We start from the raw sequence: 17,479 nt of genomic DNA, 5'->3' as shown, positions 1-17,479 counted from the left end.
CGGGGTCAGCGCCCCCTATTCCGCCGCCGCCCGCGCCCCGCCATATTGGTAATAGGCCGCGCAGGCACCTTCGGAACTGACCATCAAGGCCCCAAGCGGCGATTCCGGCGTGCAGCCCCGTCCGAATTGCGGACAGTGCACCGGCTTCATCCGCCCGCTCATCACGGCGCCACAGGAACATCCCTCCGGCAGGTCCGCCGCGGCAGGCCCGGCGCCATATCCGATCCCGAATTTCTTCTCCGCATCGAATGCCGCATAGCTATCCCTGATCCGCAGCCCGCTTTCGTCGATCTCGCCCAGGCCGCGCCATTCGAAGCTCGGACGCGGTTCATAGACATCGGCGATGGCGGCCAGGCTGACCGGGTTGCCATGTTCCGGAACCACGCGAGCATATTGGTTTTCCACCTCCGCCCGTCCGTCCCGCAACTGCCGCAATACCATCAGCACCGACTGCAGCAGGTCGGTTGGTTCGAACCCCGCCACCACGATCGGCTTGCCGTATTCCTCGGCGATGAAATCATAGGCATGGATGCCGATCACCATGCTGACATGGCCCGGCCCGACGAACCCGTCCAGCACCATGTGCGGGTCGTCCAGCAACGCCCTGATCGGGGGCGGCACGGTGATGTGGGTGCAAAAGACGCTGAAATTCGCGATCCCCTCTCGCGCCGCGGCCTGGATCGACAACGCGGTCGAAGGCGTGGTCGTCTCGAACCCCAGCCCGAAGAACACCACCTCGCGTTCCGGGTTGCGCCGCGCCAGTTCCAGCGCATCGAGCGGCGAATAGACCATGCGGATATCGGCGCCGTCCGCCTTGGCCTGCAAAAGCGACCTGCGCGTCCCCGGAACCCGCATCGCGTCGCCGAAGGTGGTAAAGATCACGCCGTCTTTCTCGGCGATCTCGATGCAGTCATCGACCCGGGCCATCGGCAGGACGCAGACCGGGCATCCGGGGCCGTGGATGAACTCGATCCCCTCATGCACCAGCTTGTCGAGCCCGTAGCGGAAAATCGCATGGGTATGGCCGCCGCAGATTTCCATGATCCGCACCGAATTGTCACGCGTCGCGCCGATTTCACCGGCCACGGCGTCAATCCCGGCGAGCAGCGCCTTGGCCGCTTTCGGGTCGCGGAATTCCTCGGCATACCTCATTCCCGGCCCTCCTGCGCGGCCTCTGCCGCCGCCATCGCGTCGAGTTCGGCCTGCGCCTCTCCCAGATCGTGCAACGCCTGCAACGTCGCCTCGGCCTCGTCCTCGTCGATCAGCGCCATGGCGAAGCCGACATGGATCAGGGTCCACTTGCCGACCAGATCCTGCAACGGTCCGGTGGCGACCGGGGCAACGTTGACCTCGCGCTTCACGCCCGAGATTTCGGCCATCGCAAGCATCCGCTCCGGATCGGTGACGGCCACGATCTGACCGGGAATACCAAGGCACATGTCAGTTCCTGCCTTCCGAGGAAAACGTCGCTTCAGTCCACATCTGCACCATCACAAAGCCCCTTCCTCTCGCACATTCCGTTCCGCCGATTGTGCCCCTTTTCGATCCCGGTTGGCCTGCAACCATTCGATCCATTGCCGCATTCCTTCGCCGGTGCGGGCGCTGAGGCGCAGTACCTCGATCCCCGGGTTCACCCGGCGCAGGTTCGCCTCGTAAAGGTCCAGGTCGACATCGCAATGCGGCGCCAGGTCGATCTTGTTCAGAACCGCCAGCTTCGCCGCGGTGAACATGTCGGGGTATTTCAGCGGCTTGTCCTCGCCCTCGGTGACGCTGAGGATCGCCACCTTGCAATCCTCGCCCAAATCGAACCCGGCGGGACAGACCAGATTGCCGACATTTTCGATGAACAGGACCGACCCGGACGCGATATCGAGCTTTTCCATCGCATGGCCAACCATGTGCCCGTCCAGATGGCACCCCTTGCCGGTATTGATCTGTACCGCCTGCGCCCCGGTGGCGCGGATGCGTTCGGCATCGTTGGCGGTCTGCTGATCGCCCTCGATGACCGCCAACGGCTGATCGCCCATCGCCTCGATCGTCTTGCACAACAGCGTCGTCTTGCCCGATCCCGGTGACGACACCAGGTTGACGGCAAACACGCCCTTGCCCCGCAACATCTGCCGGTTGGCGCCGGCGAACCGGTCGTTCTTCGACAGGATATCGGTTTCGATCTCGATCAGCCGCGCCTGATCCATCCCGGCCACCTGCGTGCCAGCGGGGCCGTGGCCGAAATGAAGATCGCCATGAGAATGATCATGCCCGCCTTCCGTTCCACATCCGCAAACCGTGCACATCAGATCACCTCCAAGTTCTTGATCCGCATTTCATCCCCGGCAACCGGCATCAGCATGCCACCGCCGCAAACGGGACAGGGCGCAAGACGGTCGTCGATCTCGACCTCTTTCATGCAGTCATAGCACATCGCCCGCCCCGGCAGGTCGGTGATTTCCAGCCGCGCGCCCTCGGCCACCGATCCGCGCATCACCACGTCGAATGCGAATTCCAGCGCCTGCTTTTCCACGCAGAAAAACCGGCCGATTTCAAGCCGCACGGTCTTCACCGCCGTGATCGGTTGAACGCGGGCCTGATCCTCAATCACCTCGCGGACGGATTGGCAGAGCGACATTTCGTGCATTGCGCGCCCTCCTACTGCGCGACCGCCGGATGCGGGGCCTCTGCGCAAGGATTGCGTCACGGGACCGCCGAGGGCAAGCCCATGTTCGAAGGACGGAGTCATGGTGCCGCTTTCGCCGCCGCGACCAGCGCCTGACCAAAGGCCAGCCCGCCATCGTTCGCCGGGATTTTCCGGTGGATCAGAACCGGCAGGTCGCCAAGCTCCCGCAGAACCAGTTCCAGCAGCAACGCGTTCTGGAAACATCCGCCCGAAAGGGCGACCGCCCGCGCTTGGCCGCTTTCGACCAATCCGCGCGCGGCCCCGGCAAAGGCCCGGGCCAGCCCGGCATGGAACTGCCTTGCCAGTGCTTGAGCCGGCGCTCCCTTGCTCCTGAGCTCGAAAAGCTCCGCCCAGATCGGTGCCGGATCGATAACCGGGCCTTCATGGGAAAACCCGAAACCACCGCCCGTATCCGGTGCCCGGCAGGCTATCGCCTCAAGCCGCATCGCCGCCTCGCCCTCGTAGCTCTGCCCCATGGGGCAAATTCCCAGGCACGCCGCCACTGCGTCGAACAACCGCCCGGCGCTGGACGACAGCGGCGCGTTGATCCCGGCCCGCGCGGCCTGCCGCCCCAATCCCAAGGGCGCTTCGGGGAACAGCCGGTCGGCCCACTCGCCCAGCCCTGCCTGATCCAGCCGAGCCAACGCATTGCGCCACGGTTCCGCCTGCGCCCTGTCGCCCCCGATCAGCGGCGCGGGCCGCAGCCAGAACCGCCGGTCAAATCCGTGGTAATCGCCCAGCAGAACCTCGCCCCCCCACAATGTGCCGTCGGGGCCCAACCCCAGCCCGTCCAGCACGATCCCGGCCACCTTGCCGCCGTCCAACGGCCAGAGGTTATCCCCCAGACAGGCGGCCAGATGCGCGTGATGATGCTGCACGGGGGTCAGCGGCACCCCCACGGCCGCCGCCCGCGCCGCCGCATGGCGCGACGCGCTGAAATCGGGATGCAGGTCGCAGGCGATCCGGTCCGGCCGGAAATCGAACAGTCCGGCATAATCCCGGTCCGCCTGCAAGAACGCCCCCCAACTCAGAGCGGCATCCAGATCGCCCAGGTGATGGCCCAGCAGGGCCCGCCCGTTCTTCACAAGGCAGATCGCCGCTTTCATCTGGCCGCCATACCCCACGACCCGCGGCGCATCGCCGAACCCGTCGGGCAACAGCAAGGTCCCCGGCACCCGCCCCCGCCCCCGGCGCAACACCATCGCCCCGGGCGCGGCGATCCGTTCCACGCTGTCGTCTAGGCGACGCACGATACCGCGATCATGCATCAGGAAGGCATCGGCATAGCCCGATAGTTTTTGCCGCGCCTCGTCATTGCCGCTCGCCTGCGGTTCCCCCGACAGGTTGCCGCTGGTCATCACCAACGGCCTGCCCGTGGCGTCGATCAGCAGATGATGCAGCGGCGTATGGGGCAGCATCCAGCCCAGCCGATCCAATCCCGGCGCGACCGCTTCCGGCAACGCCTCCCCTGCCTTTTCAAGCAGCACGATCGGCGCCGCCGGATCGCGAAGCAAATCCCATTCGGCCTCGGACACCGACGCATGCCGCGCGATCATCTCCGCGTCGCCCATCAGCGCCAGGGGCTTGCCCGGCCGCCGCTTACGCCGCCGCAGCAACGCCACCGCCTGCGGCTGGCACGCATCGACGCAAAGGTGAAACCCGCCCAAGCCCTTGATCGCCAACACCTCGCCCCGCGCCAGCTTTTCCGCCGCCAGCGCCAGCGGATCGCCCGGCAGTTCGCGCCCGCCCGCTTCCAGCCATGGGCGCGGCCCGCAGTCCGGACAGGCGACCGGCTGGGCGTGGAACCGACGGTCGCCCGGATCGGCATATTCGGCGCCGCAATCGGGGCACAGATCAAACGCCGACATGGAGGTCTGCGCGCGATCGTAGGGCAGCGCCTCCAGGATGGTGAAACGCGGCCCGCAGCAGGTGCAATTGGCAAAGGCATAGCCGAAGCGCCGGTCGCCCGGATCGCGAATCTCGGCCAAACACGCCGAACAGGTCGCCGCATCCGGCGTGACACCGGTTTCCGCGCCCTGCCCCTGTGACGCCACGATCTCGAACGCCGCGGGCGGATCGAAATCGAAGCCTTCGCTTTCCACCGCATCGATCCGCGCCAACCCCGGCGCCTCGGCCCGGATCGATGCCTCGAACCGGTCAAGTCCGGGCCCGGCAACGCATATCAGCACCCCCTCGGCATCGTTCAACACCCGGCCCCGCAGCCCCATCCGCCGCGCCAGCCGCCAGACGAAGGGCCGGAATCCGACCCCCTGCACCTGCCCCCGCACCCGGATACGCCGCACTGTCACCGAACGAACCTCCTGCTTTTTCTTGGCCCAAATACCCCGGGGGAGCCGTTGGAAATCCGTGGATTTTCAACGGCGGGGGCAGCGCCCCCATCCTGCCCACGATCCAGAGCCTAGCCGCGCCCCCCGGGAAACGGAAGCCACGACCGGAAACGAAAAAAGGGCCCGAAGGCCCTTTGCTCCTTGAAAGCCAGATCGCCTTGCCAGCCCTTACTCGGCAGCCCCAAGGGACAGTTCGATCGGGTCGAGCCCGTCAATCCCGCCGGTGATCCGGTCGCCGGCAACCACCGGGCCGACGCCTGCGGGGGTGCCGGTCATGATCACGTCGCCCGGTTGCAGGTGATAGTAATGCGACAGGTGTGACACGATCTCGGCCACGTTCCACACCATCTCGGCCAGCGTCGCGTCCTGCCTGACCTCGCCATTGACCTCCAGGTGGATCCGCTGTCCCGCCGGTTCCCAATCGGCAGCCCGCGTCAGCGGCGCCATCACCGCGCCGTTTTCGATATCCTTGCCCAGATCCCAGGGGCGGCGATGGTCCTTGCCGTCCTGCTGGCGGTCCCTGCGGGTCATGTCCAGGGCACAGCCATAGCCATAGATCGCCGCCTTGGCTTCATCCTGATCGGCCCGGAACGCAGGCGCGCCCAGGACCAGCGCCAGTTCCATTTCGTAGTGGAAATTGTCGGTTCCCGGCGGATAGGGCACGGTTGCGCCGCTGGCCACGTGGGCGGTTGCCGATTTCAGGAAATACCAAGGCGCCTCGCGGTCGACCTCCCCGCCCATTTCGGTGGCATGGGCGGCGTAGTTGCGGCCGACGCAAAAGATGCGGCGAACCGGATATTCGGCCGTTTCCCTCCTGACCGGGATGGAATGCACCTCGGGGGTGTCGAACAGGTAGCTGGTCATGTCGCGCCTTCCCTACAGAAACCATCTTGGCGCCGGCGGGGGAATACTCCCGTCCCGTCCAGCCGCCATTTTCCCACTGTGCTACCGTGTCCCGTCGGGACATGGAAGGCCGATCATCCCGCGCCTCCTCCAAGCCACTGGCCCAACCCCGGCTTGCATGCCAAGATAAAACCGCGCAGATATCGGGTAAATTACGAGGGACGAAACCTTGCTGGAACTCTACGGCATGGCCGGGCACCTGATCCGGCGCCTCAATCAGATTTCCGTGTCGGTTTTCACCGAGCGGATGAAGGCACAGGGCCTGGACCTGACCCAGGTTCAGTTCGGCGCCCTGTCGGCGCTTGCGGACAATCCCAATATCGACCAAGCCACGCTCGCCGGGCTGATTGCCCATGACCGGGTGACCATGGGGGCGGTGCTGGACCGGTTGCAGAACAAGGGACTGATCGAACGCCGCACCAGCCCCCGCGATCGCCGCGCCAAACTGTTGAAGCTGACCGCGAAAGGCGAGACGTTCCTGAAGCAGGCCACGCCCATCGTCTGGGCGCTGCAAAAGGACATCCTTGCCGGTCTGAGTGATGACGAACGCGCCGAGATGCTGCGGCTCATGCAAAAGGTGACCGAGTCCGGCAACGAACTGAGCCGCGCACCGCTGCAGAAGCCCAAACAGGACGGTTAGTCAGCCGCAAGCCGGGCTGAGACGCGACACGCGCGCTTTGCGGGCGCTTGTCCTGTTCCCTATTGAACCCCCAGCCCCTGCTCGCTATATGCGCGCTACCGGTCGCAGCCTACCCGGTCACCAAAACAAGGACTGAAAAATGAAAACTCTCGTTATCTGCTCGGGCGGGCTCGATTCCGTATCGCTTGCCCATATGGTCGCGGATCAGCAGAACCTCACCCGGCTTGTTTCCTTCGATTACGGCCAGCGCCACCGCAAGGAACTCGATTTCGCCGCCCGCTGCGCCACGCGACTGGGTGTGCCGCATCACGTCATCGACATGCGCACGATCGGCGCAGCCCTGACCGGGTCGGCGCTGATCGACGATATCGACGTGCCCGACGGGCATTACGCCGAGGACACGATGAAGATCACCGTGGTGCCCAACCGCAACGCGATCATGCTGACCATCGCCTTTGGCATCGCGGCGGCCAATGGCGACGAAGCGGTGGCGACGGCGGTGCATGGCGGCGATCACTTCATCTATCCCGACTGCCGCCCGGCGTTCACCGAAAGCTTCGACGCGATGCAGCGCGCGGCACTGGACGGCTATGCCGATGTGCGGCTGTCGACGCCCTTCGTGCACCGGTCCAAGGCCGATATCGTGACCGAAGGCGCCCGGGTGAACACGCCCTTCGCCGATACATGGTCCTGTTACAAGGGCGGCGAACACCATTGCGGCCGCTGCGGTACCTGCGTGGAACGGCGCGAAGCGTTCGACCTGGCCGGGATCGCGGACCCGACCACCTATGAGGACCCGGATTTCTGGCGGGCTGCCGTCAAAGCGGCGGAGGGCAGCTGATGTTCCGGATCACCAAGGAATTCCATTTCTCCGCCTCGCACCGGCTGTCGCATCTGCCCGAAGATCACCAGTGCCACCGGCTGCACGGACACAATTACATCGTTGTGGTGGAACTGGCGGCGAAAGAACTGAACGCCGACGGCTTCGTACGCGATTATCACGAGCTGAAACCGCTGAAGACCCATATCGATGACGATTTCGACCACCGTCACCTGAACGATGTGCTCGATTTCCACCCGACCGCCGAAAACATGGCGCGATATTTCTTCGACTGGTGCCGCGCACGCTGGCCGGAAACCGCCGCCGTGAAGGTGTCGGAAACGCCCAAGACCTGGGCCGAGTACCGGCCATGACCCTGCGGATCGCGGAAATCTTCGGCCCAACCATCCAGGGCGAAGGCGCCCTGATCGGCGAACCCACCGTTTTCGTGCGCGCGGGCGGCTGCGACTACCGCTGCGCGTGGTGCGATTCCATGCACGCGGTGGACAGCCAGTTTCGCCATGACTGGCAGGCGATGGACCCGGCGCAGGTCTGGGACGAGGTGAAAAAGCTGTCGGGCGGGCAGCCGCTGACCGTGTCGATTTCCGGCGGCAACCCGGCGATCCAGGATTTCGCGCCGCTGATCGCCTTGGGCAAATCCGAAGGCTACCGCTTTGCCTGCGAAACCCAAGGGTCGGTCGCGAAACCGTGGTTTGGAGATCTCGACACGCTGGTGCTGAGCCCGAAACCGCCCTCGAGCGGTGAAACCGTCGACTGGGCCGCCTTCGACAGCTGCCTGAAAGCCGCCGGGGACCGCCCCGACACCGTGATGAAAATCGTCATCTTCGACGATACCGATTATCAATGGGCCAAGGGCGCGGCGGCGCGCTACCCGCAGCTGCCGCTCTACCTGCAGCCTGGCAATCCCGAGGTCGACCCGGATCAGCCCGTCGACCTGCAGGAAACCACCGACCGGTTGTTGTGGCTGATCGAAAAAGTGACCGAAGACAAATGGTTCGCCCCCCGCGTTCTGCCGCAGCTGCATGTGCTGGTCTGGGGCAACAAGCGCGGCGTCTGAGCGCATGATTGGAGAAAACAGATGAGCGACGAAACCATCTACAGCAATCTCAAGCAGCTGGGCGGCGCCACCGTGATGCCGCAAAGCCCGGATGAGGCGGAATTGGAACGGGTGCAGAACCCGCAAGCCGATGTCCTTTACAACGTGCGCTTCACCGCGCCGGAATTCACCTCGCTCTGCCCGATGACGGGGCAGCCGGATTTTGCCCATCTGGTGATCGATTACGTGCCGGGCGAGTGGCTGGTGGAAAGCAAGTCGCTGAAGCTTTTCCTCGGATCGTTCCGCAATCACGGCGCGTTTCACGAAGACTGCACCGTGTCGATCGGCCGGCGTCTGGTCGACTTCCTCGATCCGAAATGGCTGCGCATCGGCGGTTACTGGTATCCGCGCGGCGGCATCCCGATCGACGTGTTCTGGCAGACCGGCGCGATGCCCGAAGGGGTTTGGATTCCCGATCAGGGCGTGCCGCCTTATCGCGGCCGTGGCTAACCATCGGTTGAGGGGCACCCGGGGCGCACGCCCCGGGGTTCGCCCGGAGCACGCCAGGCGCTGCGTCACGCCCAACCGCGCCCATTGATGGGAATTTTAATCAGGTGGCTGAAATGCAGAATTATCTGCGTCAGCCCCCGATTCCCCTAGCAAATACCGTAGTTTCCACATATATGAAGCCCTCAAGCCACTGCTGGAGGATAGTTGGTTGCTCGACCTCTCGACCGTTCGCACCGATCTTGCCGAACACTACGATCTCGCCCCTTCATTGGAACTCGCCGAGGCCACAAAAGACATCTATGCCCGTATGGATCGTGTCGTCACGCCTGCGGACTGGGCGGTTTATGCACCCTACGTGGTGGCGATCAACGAGTTGAAGAAGAAGCGCGGCGCGGTCATCCTGGCGCATAACTACATGACCCCCGACATCTATCACGGCGTCGCCGATTTCGTCGGGGATAGCCTGCAGCTGGCGATCAAGGCGACCGAGGTCGAAGACGACGTCATCGTGCAATGCGGCGTGCATTTCATGGCCGAAACGTCGAAAATCCTCAATCCGCGGAAAACCGTTCTGATGCCCGACATGGAGGCGGGGTGTTCGCTGGCCTCCTCGATCACCGCCGAAGGGGTGGAACAGATGCGCGCCAAGTATCCCGGCGCGCCGGTCGTCACCTATGTGAATACCACCGCCGAAGTTAAGGCGGCCTCCGATATCTGCTGCACCTCCTCCAACGCGGCCCAGATCGTGGCGGCGCAGGACAGCGACACGGTGATCATGACCCCCGACAAGTACCTGGCGCAGAACGTGGCCAAGCAGGTGCCGGGCAAGAAGATCGTCTGGTGGGACGGATCGTGCATCGTGCACGAACAATATACCGCGCAGGACCTGAAGGAATTCCGCGAATGGAATCCGGGCACCCGCATCATCGCCCACCCCGAATGCCCGCCCGACGTGGTGGCCGAGGCCGATTATTCCGGCTCCACCAGCGGCATCATTTCCTATGTCGAAAACGAAAAGCCGGAAAAGGCGATGCTGGTGACCGAATGCTCGATGGCGTCGAACATTTCGGATGCCCTGCCCGAGGTCGATTTCATCGGTCCCTGCAACATGTGCCCCTTCATGAAGAAGATCACGCTGGAAAAGGTGCTGTATTCGCTGCATACCATGACCACCCCGGTCGAGGTCGACGCGGCGGTCGCGGACAAGGCCCGCCTGGCGGTGCAACGGATGATCGACCTGTCGAAACAGCTGGGCATCTGACAACGGGCCTCTGAGGATTGCAGCCGATGCAACAGATCACGACCGATCGCATCGTCATCGTGGGTGGTGGCATGGGCGCGCTCTATGCGGCGCTGAAACTGGCGCCCTACCCTGTGGTCATGATCTCGCCAGAAACGCTTGGCGAAGGTGCCAGCTCCGCTTGGGCGCAGGGCGGCGTCGCCGCGGCGATGGATCCGACCGACAGCCCCGAAAGCCATTCCACCGACACGCTGCGCGCCGGGGCTGGCACCGTCGATCCGGAAGTCGCCGCGCAGGTCACCCGCGAAGCGCGTGAACACATCCTTGACCTGACCGAGATGGGTACGCCGTTCGATCGCGACGACAAGGGCGGTTACGTGCTATCGCGCGAAGCGGCGCACAGTTTCGCCCGCGTGGTGCGGGTGAAGGGCGATCAGGCCGGCGCCGAAATCATGAAGGCGCTGATCGCGCGGGTGCAGGAAACGCCTTCGGTGCAGGTGCTCGAAGGGGTGATGGCCTCGGGGCTGGAAACCAGCGACGGCAGGGTGACCGGAATCTGGGTCGAAACCTCCGGGCAGGACCGTTCGAAACCGGTGTTGCTGCGCGGCGCGGCCTTCCTGATGGCCGGCGGCGGTTCCGGCGGGCTGTACAAGCTGACAACCAACCCCGCGCGCATTCGCGGCCAGGTGATCGGCATGGCGGCACGCGCCGGCGCCGTGATCGCGGATGCCGAATTCGTGCAATTCCACCCCACCGCCATCGACATGGGCGAAGACCCCGCGCCGCTGGCGACCGAGGCGCTGCGCGGCGAAGGTGCGACGCTGATCAATTCCGATGGCGAACGGTTCATGCTGCCGATCCACCCGGATGCGGAACTGGCGCCGCGCGACATCGTTGCCCGCGCCATCTACGCCCAGACACAGGCCGGCAAGCGCCCGATGCTCGATACCCGCGCGGTGCTGGGCGAAAAGGTCCTGACCCAGTTCCCTTCGGTGGCCGAGGCCTGCGCCCGCGCCGGGATCGACCCGGTTCACGACCCGATCCCGGTCGCCGCCGCCGCGCATTACCACATGGGCGGGATCGCCACCGACATGCAGGGCCATTCCAGCCTGGAAAACCTCTGGGTGTGCGGCGAAGCCTCCTCGACCGGGCTGCACGGCGCCAACCGCCTGGCCTCCAACGGATTGCTGGAAGCGCTGGTCTATGCCCGCATCTGTGCCGTCGGCATCGAAGACGCCGTGGGCGAAGTGCCTGCCGAAGCGCCCGAAATCTCGCTTGATTTCCAACCCGGCGGCGTCGCGCCGGATGAAGCGGCGATCGACCGGCTGCGCCGCTGCATGACCGATAACGTGGGCGTGGTGCGCGACGCCGAAGGGCTGCAACGCGCGCTCAGGATCATCGCGGAACTGGAAGCGGACAACGCCGATTGCCCCGGTTTCCTGAACATGACCGCCACCGCCACCCTGATCGCCGCCGGCGCGCTGATGCGCGAGGAATCGCGCGGCGCCCATCACCGCAGTGATTTCCCCGACAGCACGGGCGAACATGGCGATCGCAGCATGCTGACGCTGGCCGAGGCCACCGCCCTGCGGGACCGGATCGTGAAGGAATCCCAACAATGAGCTATGCCACCCTGCCCGACCTGATCCTCGAACCGCTGGTCAGACACGCGCTGATGGAAGACCTGGGCACCTATGGCGACATCACCACCCGCGCGGTGATCCCGGCCGACGCGACCTACACCGCGCGGCTGAACGCGCGCGAGGACGGTGTCGTTTCGGGGATGCAGATCGCCGCCATCGCCTTCCGCCTTGTCGATCCGGACCTGAAGATCAAGGCGCTGAAACAAGATGGCAACGCGATTGCCAAGGGCGACACGCTGATGGAAATCGAAGGCGCCGCCGCCTCCATCCTGTCCGGGGAACGGGTCGCGCTGAACTTCGCCGGGCGGCTGAGCGGCATTGCCACACTGACCCATGGCTTCGTGCAGCAGACCAAGGGAACCGAAACCCGCATCACCTGCACCCGCAAGACCACGCCGGGCCTGCGCATCGTGGAAAAGCAGGCGGTGCTGCATGGCGGCGGCTTCAACCACCGCTTCAGCCTGTCCGACGCGATCCTGATCAAGGACAACCACATCGCCGCGGCCGGCGGCGTCAAGGCCGTGCTGGAAGCGACCAAGGCCCATGCCAGCCACATGGTCCGGGTTGAAATCGAGGTCGACCGGCTCGACCAGCTGGAAGAGGTGCTGAGCACCGGCGGCGCCGATGTCGTGCTCTTGGACAACATGGACACACCGACACTGCAACAGGCGGTCAAGCTCAACGGGGGCCGGTTGGTGCTGGAAGCTTCCGGCAACATGAAACTTGGCCGCATCGCCGAGGTCGCCGCGACCGGCGTCGATTACATTTCTTCCGGCGCGCTGACCCACTCGGCGCAAACTCTGGATCTGGGGTTGGATTTCTGATCTTCCCCGGGCCGTTCGGCCCCCAAAAAATAGCGTTTGCATGGCACCTCCGAGCCGCTATGTGGTTCCCCAGCAAGGAGAGCGCGCATGAAATTCTTTCCGATGTTCGTGAAAATGGCAGACCGCCGCGTGGTGATCGCGGGCGGCGGCGAACAGGCCGCGCAGAAAGCGCGGCTGATGCTGAAGACCGAAGCGGAACTGATCCTGATCGCCCCGGAACTGGATGACGAACTGCGCGCTATCACCGCCGAGGGCCGCGCCCAACACGATGCCGGAGCGGTCACGCCCGACAGTTTCGCCGATACCGCGCTGGTCTTCGTTGCCACCGGTTGCCCCGGCGCCGACGCGGCGCTGCACACGCTGGCCAAGGCGGCGGGCGCCACGGTGAACGTGGTCGATCAGCTGGCGCTGTGCGATGTCACCACACCTTCGATTGTCGATCGCGACCCGGTGGTGGTGGCAATCGGAACCGAGGGCACCGCGCCGGTCCTGGCGCGCCGCCTGAAAACCGATTTCGAACAGATGCTCGATCCGCGCCTGGGCAGTTTTGCCGCTCTTGCCGGGCGGTTGCGCGACGCGGTGGGTTTCAAGCTGGAACGGCCCCGCCGGCGCGATTTCTGGCGCTGGAGCTTCAACGGCGCGCCCTGGCTGGCCTTCAAACGCGGTGCCGAACGCGAAGCGGCAGAGTTGCTGAAGACCGCCATCAGCGCCGGCGGCGCCCCCGATGGCAACGACGGCGGCCTGATCAGTCTGGTCGGCGCCGGTCCCGGCGCGCGCGACCTGCTGACCCTGCGGGCGGTGGAACGGCTGCAGGAAGCCGACGTGATCTTCTATGCCCCGAACGTCGCGGCGGATGTATTGGAACTGGCGCGGCGCGATGCCGAACGGGTGTTGCTGGACAACCCGGCGGACAGCGAGGCCGCGGTGCTTAACGCCGCCCTCCAAGGCCACAAGGTGGTGCAACTGGTTGCCGGCGATCCGGACGGAAGCGGCATCGGGCCGGAAAATGCGCGCGCGGCGGGCATCGGCATGGAAATTGTCCCGGGCGTTGCCACCGAACGCGCCCCGCGCGACTGATCGGTACGCGCCCTCTGGCGGTTGCGTTCAGAACGGATTAGGTAACCTTCACCTAAATGATGCAAAAGGGACCACCGATGCAGCCGCAAATTCCGCTGACCCGAGACCTGGTGTTGATCGGTGGCGGCCATTCGCATGCGCTGGTGCTGCGCAAATGGGCGATGCGGCCGTTGCCCGGCGTGCGCCTGACCCTGATCAATCCCGGCCCGACCGCGCCTTATTCGGGCATGCTGCCGGGCCATATCGCCGGGCATTACCGGCAGGAAGAACTGGAAATCGATCTGGTACGATTGGCGCGTTTCGCCGGCGCGCGGCTGATCGACGGGCGGGCGGTGGCGCTGGACCCGGAGGCCAAAACCGTCACCGTGGAAGGGCATGGTGCGATCGAATACGATGTCGCTTCTCTCGATATCGGTATCACCACCGACCTGCCGCAATTGCGCGGCTTTGCCGAACATGCGCTCGGGGCCAAACCTCTTGATACCTATGCGGCGCGCTGGCAGGACTTCCTGCGCACCGCCGAGGCCAGCGGCGAAGCGGACCCGATCGCGGTGATCGGCGGCGGCGTTGCCGGGGTCGAACTGGCGATGGCCATGGCCCATGCGCTGCGCCGGGTCACCGAAAAGGCCCGGGTGACGCTGATCGAGGCGCATGATCAACTGACCGGCACCGGCGAAGAAACCCGGCAACGAATACTGGCAGCGTTGAACGAAAACGGCGTGACGCTGTGGACCGGCGCCGAGATCGCCGAAATCACCAAGGACGGCCCGCGACTGCGAACCGGTGAAATCATCCCCTCGGCCTTCACCGTCGGGGCCGCCGGCGCGCTGCCGCAGCCGTGGCTTCAGCAGACCGGCCTGCCGCTGACCGACGGCTTCGTCAATGTCGGCGCCACGCTTCTGGTCGAGGGGCATGACGATCTTTTCGCGGTGGGCGATTGCGCCCACATGACCCACGCGCCGCGCCCCAAGGCCGGGGTCTACGCGGTGCGCGCGGCACCGGTGCTGCACGACAACCTGCGCGCGGCGCTGACCGGACAGGCCCTGCGCCCGTTTCATCCGCAGAAGGATTACCTGAAGCTGATATCGCTGGGCGAGAAATCGGCGCTGGCGGAAAAATACGGCCGGCCGTGGTCGGGCCCATGGTTGTGGCGCTGGAAGGACCGGATCGATCGGAAGTTCATGTTGAAGTTCCAGGACCTGCCCGCGATGGACCCGCCTGCCCCGCCCAGAGTCGCGGCGCTCGGCGTGGCCGAGGAACTGGGCGACGGGCAACCGGTCTGCGCCGGCTGCGGATCGAAGGTTGGCCCCGGGGCTCTCTCCGACGTGCTGGCAGCGCTGCCCCAAGCGGGGCGCGACGACGTGCTGCGTGGCGCCGGCGACGATGCTGCCACGCTCGATATCGGCGGGGTGAAACAGGTGCTGACCACCGATCACCTGCGCGCCTTCACCGAAGATCCCGCGCTGATGGCGCGGATCACCGCGATCCACGCCCTGGGCGATGTCTGGTCGATGGGGGCCGCGCCGCAGGCGGTTCTGGCCAACGTGATCCTGCCGCGGATGAACGACACGCTGCAGCGGCGCACGCTGGCCGAAATCATGCGCGCGGCGGGCGAGGTGTTCCGCGACGCAGGCGCGGAAATCGTCGGCGGCCATTCGACGCTGGGCAGTGAACTGACCATTGGCTTTACCCTCACCGGGCTGACCGGGAACCCGATCCAGCAATCGGGCGGACGGCCCGGCGACGCGCTGATCCTGACCCGGCCGCTGGGCAGCGGTACGATCCTGGCCGCCGAAATGCAGGGCAAGGCAAAGGGCCGCGATGTGATGCGGATGCTGCAGGTGATGGCGCAGCCGCAGGCCAAAGCGGCCGAGATCCTGCGCCCGGCCCATGCGATGACCGATGTCACCGGTTTCGGGCTGGCCGGACACCTGATGGCACTCTGCAAGGCGTCGGACACCGGGGCCGAGATCAAGCTGGAGAGCCTTCTGTTCTACGACGGCGCGCTGGAACTGGCCGAGGCGGGCATCCGCTCAAGCCTGTATGATGCCAATCTTTCCCACGCGCCGCTGATCAACGCCACCGGTCCGCGCGGTATCCTGCTGCACGATCCGCAAACCGCTGGCGGGCTGCTGGCAGCGGTGGCACCGGACAAAGCTGACGCGCTTCTGGCAAAGCTGCACGAAAACGGCATTCCGGCCGTGCGGATCGGGCGCATGACGGAAGGCGCCCCGATGATCAGCTGCGTTTGATTTCAATGAGATGAGCCGAACCAAGGCCTGCTCACTCCGCCCCCGCCGCCTGTAAAACCATCGGCACCGCCGCCGCAAAGTCGGCGTCCTCCAGCCCTTGCAGCGCGATTTCGGCCAGCGGATCGCCCGCCCGGCGCGACGACCGGCGATAGCTGGGATCGTAATGCATCTCGACCAGTTCGCGCGCCAATTGCAGGTGGTCGCCGGCCCGCGCCAGTTCCTGCCAGTGTTCCACCGCCTCGTGCCCGTGGAACCGCGACAGGTAGCGCAAGCGTTCGCACAGCTCGTCCAGATTTCCGATCACATCGGCATAGACCCGGGTCAGGAAAACCGCCCGCGCCTCGAGTGGCGCGGTGACGACCAGATGATCCGCCGTCAGCATCGCCTGCCAGAGGGTCGGCGGGATGATCAGCTTGCCGATCTTGTTGCTTTCGGCCTCCACGAAAACCGGCCGCGCCGGGTCGAGCCGGGTCAGCGCCATTGCCAGCCGGGATTCGAAACATTTCTGCGACGGCTGGCCGCCGGCGAACCCGCCCAGCAGCGACCCGCGATGTTCGGCCATCCCTTCGAGGTCCAGCACCTGCGCCCCGGCCCGCTCCAGATGATGCAGCAATTCGGTCTTGCCGGTGCCGGTGCCGCCGTCTATCAGCACCAGCCGATGCGGCACGGGGTCGTCGTACAGCGCCTTCACCACCAATCGGCGGTACGCCTTGTAACCACCTTCGATCAGCCCGACCCGCCAACCAATCTGATCGAGGATCGAGGCGAACGACCCCGACCGCTGCCCGCCGCGCCAGCAATAGACCAGCGGCTGCCAGCCGCCGTCACGATCCGCCAGCGGCCCCTGCAGGTGCTTTGCCGCGTTCTTCGCCACCAGGGCAGCGCCCAGCTTGCGGGCAAGGAACGGATCCTGCTGGACATAGATCGTGCCCACCTCGGCCCGTTCGGCGTCATCCAGAACCGGCAGGCTGATCGCGCCGGGTATATGGTCCTCGGCGTATTCCGACGATGACCGCACATCGATGATTTCGTCATAGGGCAGCGACGACAGATCGCTCAGGGAATTCAATTTCAGCTTCTTGGCCATGTTTTTTCTGCGCTTGTTCCGGGGGCCGCTTGCGGTGGTTTCCCTGTCCTACTGCATCCTGCGTGCCGCCGCCATGACCAGTTCACAACGTAAAACCCGGAAAAATCCGGAAATTTATTCCCGACTAAAAAACTCATATTGACTATTCCAACTAATTCACTCAGTTATTCTGCCATATCCAGCCATCCGCCAAGCCGCGGTAGCCCGAATCCAATGCAACAAGGGAAGTTCGCAATGAGAAACGCGCTGAACAGCATGGCTGACCGCCGTCAAGACGGTCTTGATCCAAGGCATGACCGCCCCGTGCTCTTCTCGATCCTGGCTGAAACCGGGGTCGGAAACGGTTTTTGCATGGAGTGGATCCTCGATCGCCTTGAGCAGCGGGAGAAACTGGCATGACCACG

General features: G+C 65.1%; 18 protein-coding genes. 11 read left to right on the top strand and 7 right to left on the bottom strand.

Going from position 1 to position 17,479, the window contains the following annotated elements:
* Positions 1 to 15: 15 nt before the first annotated feature.
* The 6 genes from hypD to IT775_RS00525 all read right to left on the bottom strand — a co-directional run bounded on the left by hypD (position 16) and on the right by IT775_RS00525 (position 5,886).
* Complete coding sequence (hypD, locus tag IT775_RS00550; protein WP_212699120.1) at positions 16 to 1,152, bottom strand: hydrogenase formation protein HypD; 1,137 nt, start codon at positions 1,150 to 1,152, stop codon at positions 16 to 18.
* Positions 1,149 to 1,439 (bottom strand): HypC/HybG/HupF family hydrogenase formation chaperone, encoded by a 291-nt coding sequence (gene hypC, locus IT775_RS00545; RefSeq protein ID WP_212699119.1) that lies wholly within the window; start codon positions 1,437 to 1,439, stop codon positions 1,149 to 1,151. The genes hypD and hypC overlap by 4 nt, the downstream gene beginning before the upstream one ends.
* Positions 1,440 to 1,490: 51 nt before the next feature.
* Positions 1,491 to 2,294, bottom strand: a complete 804-nt coding sequence (gene hypB, locus IT775_RS00540; RefSeq protein ID WP_212699118.1) for a hydrogenase nickel incorporation protein HypB — start codon at positions 2,292 to 2,294, stop codon at positions 1,491 to 1,493.
* Positions 2,294 to 2,635, bottom strand: a complete 342-nt coding sequence (gene hypA / locus IT775_RS00535) for a hydrogenase maturation nickel metallochaperone HypA (RefSeq protein ID WP_212699117.1) — start codon at positions 2,633 to 2,635, stop codon at positions 2,294 to 2,296. Before hypA ends, hypB begins: the two co-directional genes overlap by 1 nt.
* Before the next feature lie 98 nt (positions 2,636 to 2,733).
* Positions 2,734 to 4,983, bottom strand: a complete 2,250-nt coding sequence (gene hypF, locus IT775_RS00530; protein ID WP_212699116.1) for a carbamoyltransferase HypF — start codon at positions 4,981 to 4,983, stop codon at positions 2,734 to 2,736.
* Between the two features lie 207 nt (positions 4,984 to 5,190).
* Positions 5,191 to 5,886 (bottom strand): fumarylacetoacetate hydrolase family protein, encoded by a 696-nt coding sequence (locus tag IT775_RS00525; protein ID WP_212699115.1) that lies wholly within the window; start codon positions 5,884 to 5,886, stop codon positions 5,191 to 5,193.
* Positions 5,887 to 6,094: 208 nt separating this feature from the next.
* Between IT775_RS00525 and IT775_RS00520 the strand changes: the two genes are divergently transcribed.
* The 10 genes from IT775_RS00520 to selD all read left to right on the top strand — a co-directional run bounded on the left by IT775_RS00520 (position 6,095) and on the right by selD (position 15,988).
* On the top strand, positions 6,095 to 6,565 hold the full coding sequence (locus tag IT775_RS00520) for a MarR family winged helix-turn-helix transcriptional regulator (protein ID WP_343231089.1): 471 nt from the start codon (positions 6,095 to 6,097) through the stop codon (positions 6,563 to 6,565).
* A 139-nt stretch (positions 6,566 to 6,704) separates the two neighbouring features.
* On the top strand, positions 6,705 to 7,406 hold the full coding sequence (queC, locus tag IT775_RS00515) for a 7-cyano-7-deazaguanine synthase QueC (protein ID WP_212699114.1): 702 nt from the start codon (positions 6,705 to 6,707) through the stop codon (positions 7,404 to 7,406).
* Positions 7,406 to 7,759 (top strand): 6-carboxytetrahydropterin synthase QueD, encoded by a 354-nt coding sequence (queD, locus tag IT775_RS00510; RefSeq protein ID WP_212699113.1) that lies wholly within the window; start codon positions 7,406 to 7,408, stop codon positions 7,757 to 7,759. The genes queC and queD overlap by 1 nt, the downstream gene beginning before the upstream one ends.
* A complete protein-coding gene (gene queE, locus IT775_RS00505; RefSeq protein WP_212699112.1) occupies positions 7,756 to 8,463 on the top strand; it encodes a 7-carboxy-7-deazaguanine synthase QueE in 708 nt (235 codons plus the stop codon). Before queD ends, queE begins: the two co-directional genes overlap by 4 nt.
* Before the next feature lie 21 nt (positions 8,464 to 8,484).
* Positions 8,485 to 8,952, top strand: coding sequence for a preQ(1) synthase (gene queF / locus IT775_RS00500; RefSeq protein ID WP_212699111.1), 468 nt, complete (start codon positions 8,485 to 8,487; stop codon positions 8,950 to 8,952).
* Positions 8,953 to 9,160: 208 nt separating this feature from the next.
* Entirely contained in the window at positions 9,161 to 10,213 is a 1,053-nt protein-coding gene (nadA, locus tag IT775_RS00495) for a quinolinate synthase NadA (RefSeq protein ID WP_212699110.1), read from the top strand.
* Between the two features lie 26 nt (positions 10,214 to 10,239).
* Positions 10,240 to 11,814, top strand: a complete 1,575-nt coding sequence (locus tag IT775_RS00490) for an L-aspartate oxidase (RefSeq protein ID WP_212699109.1) — start codon at positions 10,240 to 10,242, stop codon at positions 11,812 to 11,814.
* Positions 11,811 to 12,659 (top strand): carboxylating nicotinate-nucleotide diphosphorylase, encoded by an 849-nt coding sequence (nadC, locus tag IT775_RS00485; RefSeq protein ID WP_212699108.1) that lies wholly within the window; start codon positions 11,811 to 11,813, stop codon positions 12,657 to 12,659. The genes IT775_RS00490 and nadC overlap by 4 nt, the downstream gene beginning before the upstream one ends.
* A gap of 87 nt (positions 12,660 to 12,746) precedes the next feature.
* Entirely contained in the window at positions 12,747 to 13,736 is a 990-nt protein-coding gene (locus IT775_RS00480) for an NAD(P)-dependent oxidoreductase (RefSeq protein WP_212699107.1), read from the top strand.
* Positions 13,737 to 13,813: 77 nt separating this feature from the next.
* Complete coding sequence (selD, locus tag IT775_RS00475; protein ID WP_212699106.1) at positions 13,814 to 15,988, top strand: selenide, water dikinase SelD; 2,175 nt, start codon at positions 13,814 to 13,816, stop codon at positions 15,986 to 15,988.
* Positions 15,989 to 16,019: 31 nt separating this feature from the next.
* Here selD and mnmH read toward each other — a convergent pair whose 3' ends face one another.
* The gene (mnmH, locus tag IT775_RS00470) at positions 16,020 to 17,075 is read right to left on the bottom strand and encodes a tRNA 2-selenouridine(34) synthase MnmH (protein WP_212699105.1); all 1,056 of its coding nucleotides are present in this window, start codon (positions 17,073 to 17,075) and stop codon (positions 16,020 to 16,022) included.
* A 234-nt stretch (positions 17,076 to 17,309) separates the two neighbouring features.
* On the opposite strand from mnmH, the gene IT775_RS00465 reads away from it, so the two are divergent.
* Positions 17,310 to 17,474 carry a hypothetical protein gene (locus tag IT775_RS00465; RefSeq protein WP_212699104.1) on the top strand — a complete coding sequence of 55 codons (165 nt, stop codon included), beginning with the start codon at positions 17,310 to 17,312 and terminating at the stop codon, positions 17,472 to 17,474.
* The last annotated feature ends 5 nt before the right edge of the window (positions 17,475 to 17,479 follow it).

It is taken from the genome of Thalassovita aquimarina, from assembly GCF_018219815.1.
GTDB lineage: Bacteria > Pseudomonadota > Alphaproteobacteria > Rhodobacterales > Rhodobacteraceae > Thalassobius > Thalassobius aquimarinus.
This window is presented reverse-complemented; position numbering and strand designations above follow the sequence as displayed.

Coding starts and splice junctions, on each gene's coding strand:
- queD (WP_212699113.1), top strand. CDS start 7,406: ATGTTCCGGATCACCAAGGAATTCCATTTCTCCGCCTCGCACCGGCTG.
- mnmH (WP_212699105.1), bottom strand. CDS start 17,075: ATGGCCAAGAAGCTGAAATTGAATTCCCTGAGCGATCTGTCGTCGCTG.
- IT775_RS00465 (WP_212699104.1), top strand. CDS start 17,310: ATGAGAAACGCGCTGAACAGCATGGCTGACCGCCGTCAAGACGGTCTT.
- hypD (WP_212699120.1), bottom strand. CDS start 1,152: ATGAGGTATGCCGAGGAATTCCGCGACCCGAAAGCGGCCAAGGCGCTG.
- IT775_RS00490 (WP_212699109.1), top strand. CDS start 10,240: ATGCAACAGATCACGACCGATCGCATCGTCATCGTGGGTGGTGGCATG.
- hypB (WP_212699118.1), bottom strand. CDS start 2,294: ATGTGCACGGTTTGCGGATGTGGAACGGAAGGCGGGCATGATCATTCT.
- queC (WP_212699114.1), top strand. CDS start 6,705: ATGAAAACTCTCGTTATCTGCTCGGGCGGGCTCGATTCCGTATCGCTT.
- selD (WP_212699106.1), top strand. CDS start 13,814: ATGCAGCCGCAAATTCCGCTGACCCGAGACCTGGTGTTGATCGGTGGC.
- IT775_RS00525 (WP_212699115.1), bottom strand. CDS start 5,886: ATGACCAGCTACCTGTTCGACACCCCCGAGGTGCATTCCATCCCGGTC.
- queE (WP_212699112.1), top strand. CDS start 7,756: ATGACCCTGCGGATCGCGGAAATCTTCGGCCCAACCATCCAGGGCGAA.
- queF (WP_212699111.1), top strand. CDS start 8,485: ATGAGCGACGAAACCATCTACAGCAATCTCAAGCAGCTGGGCGGCGCC.
- hypA (WP_212699117.1), bottom strand. CDS start 2,635: ATGCACGAAATGTCGCTCTGCCAATCCGTCCGCGAGGTGATTGAGGAT.
- hypC (WP_212699119.1), bottom strand. CDS start 1,439: ATGTGCCTTGGTATTCCCGGTCAGATCGTGGCCGTCACCGATCCGGAG.
- nadC (WP_212699108.1), top strand. CDS start 11,811: ATGAGCTATGCCACCCTGCCCGACCTGATCCTCGAACCGCTGGTCAGA.
- IT775_RS00480 (WP_212699107.1), top strand. CDS start 12,747: ATGAAATTCTTTCCGATGTTCGTGAAAATGGCAGACCGCCGCGTGGTG.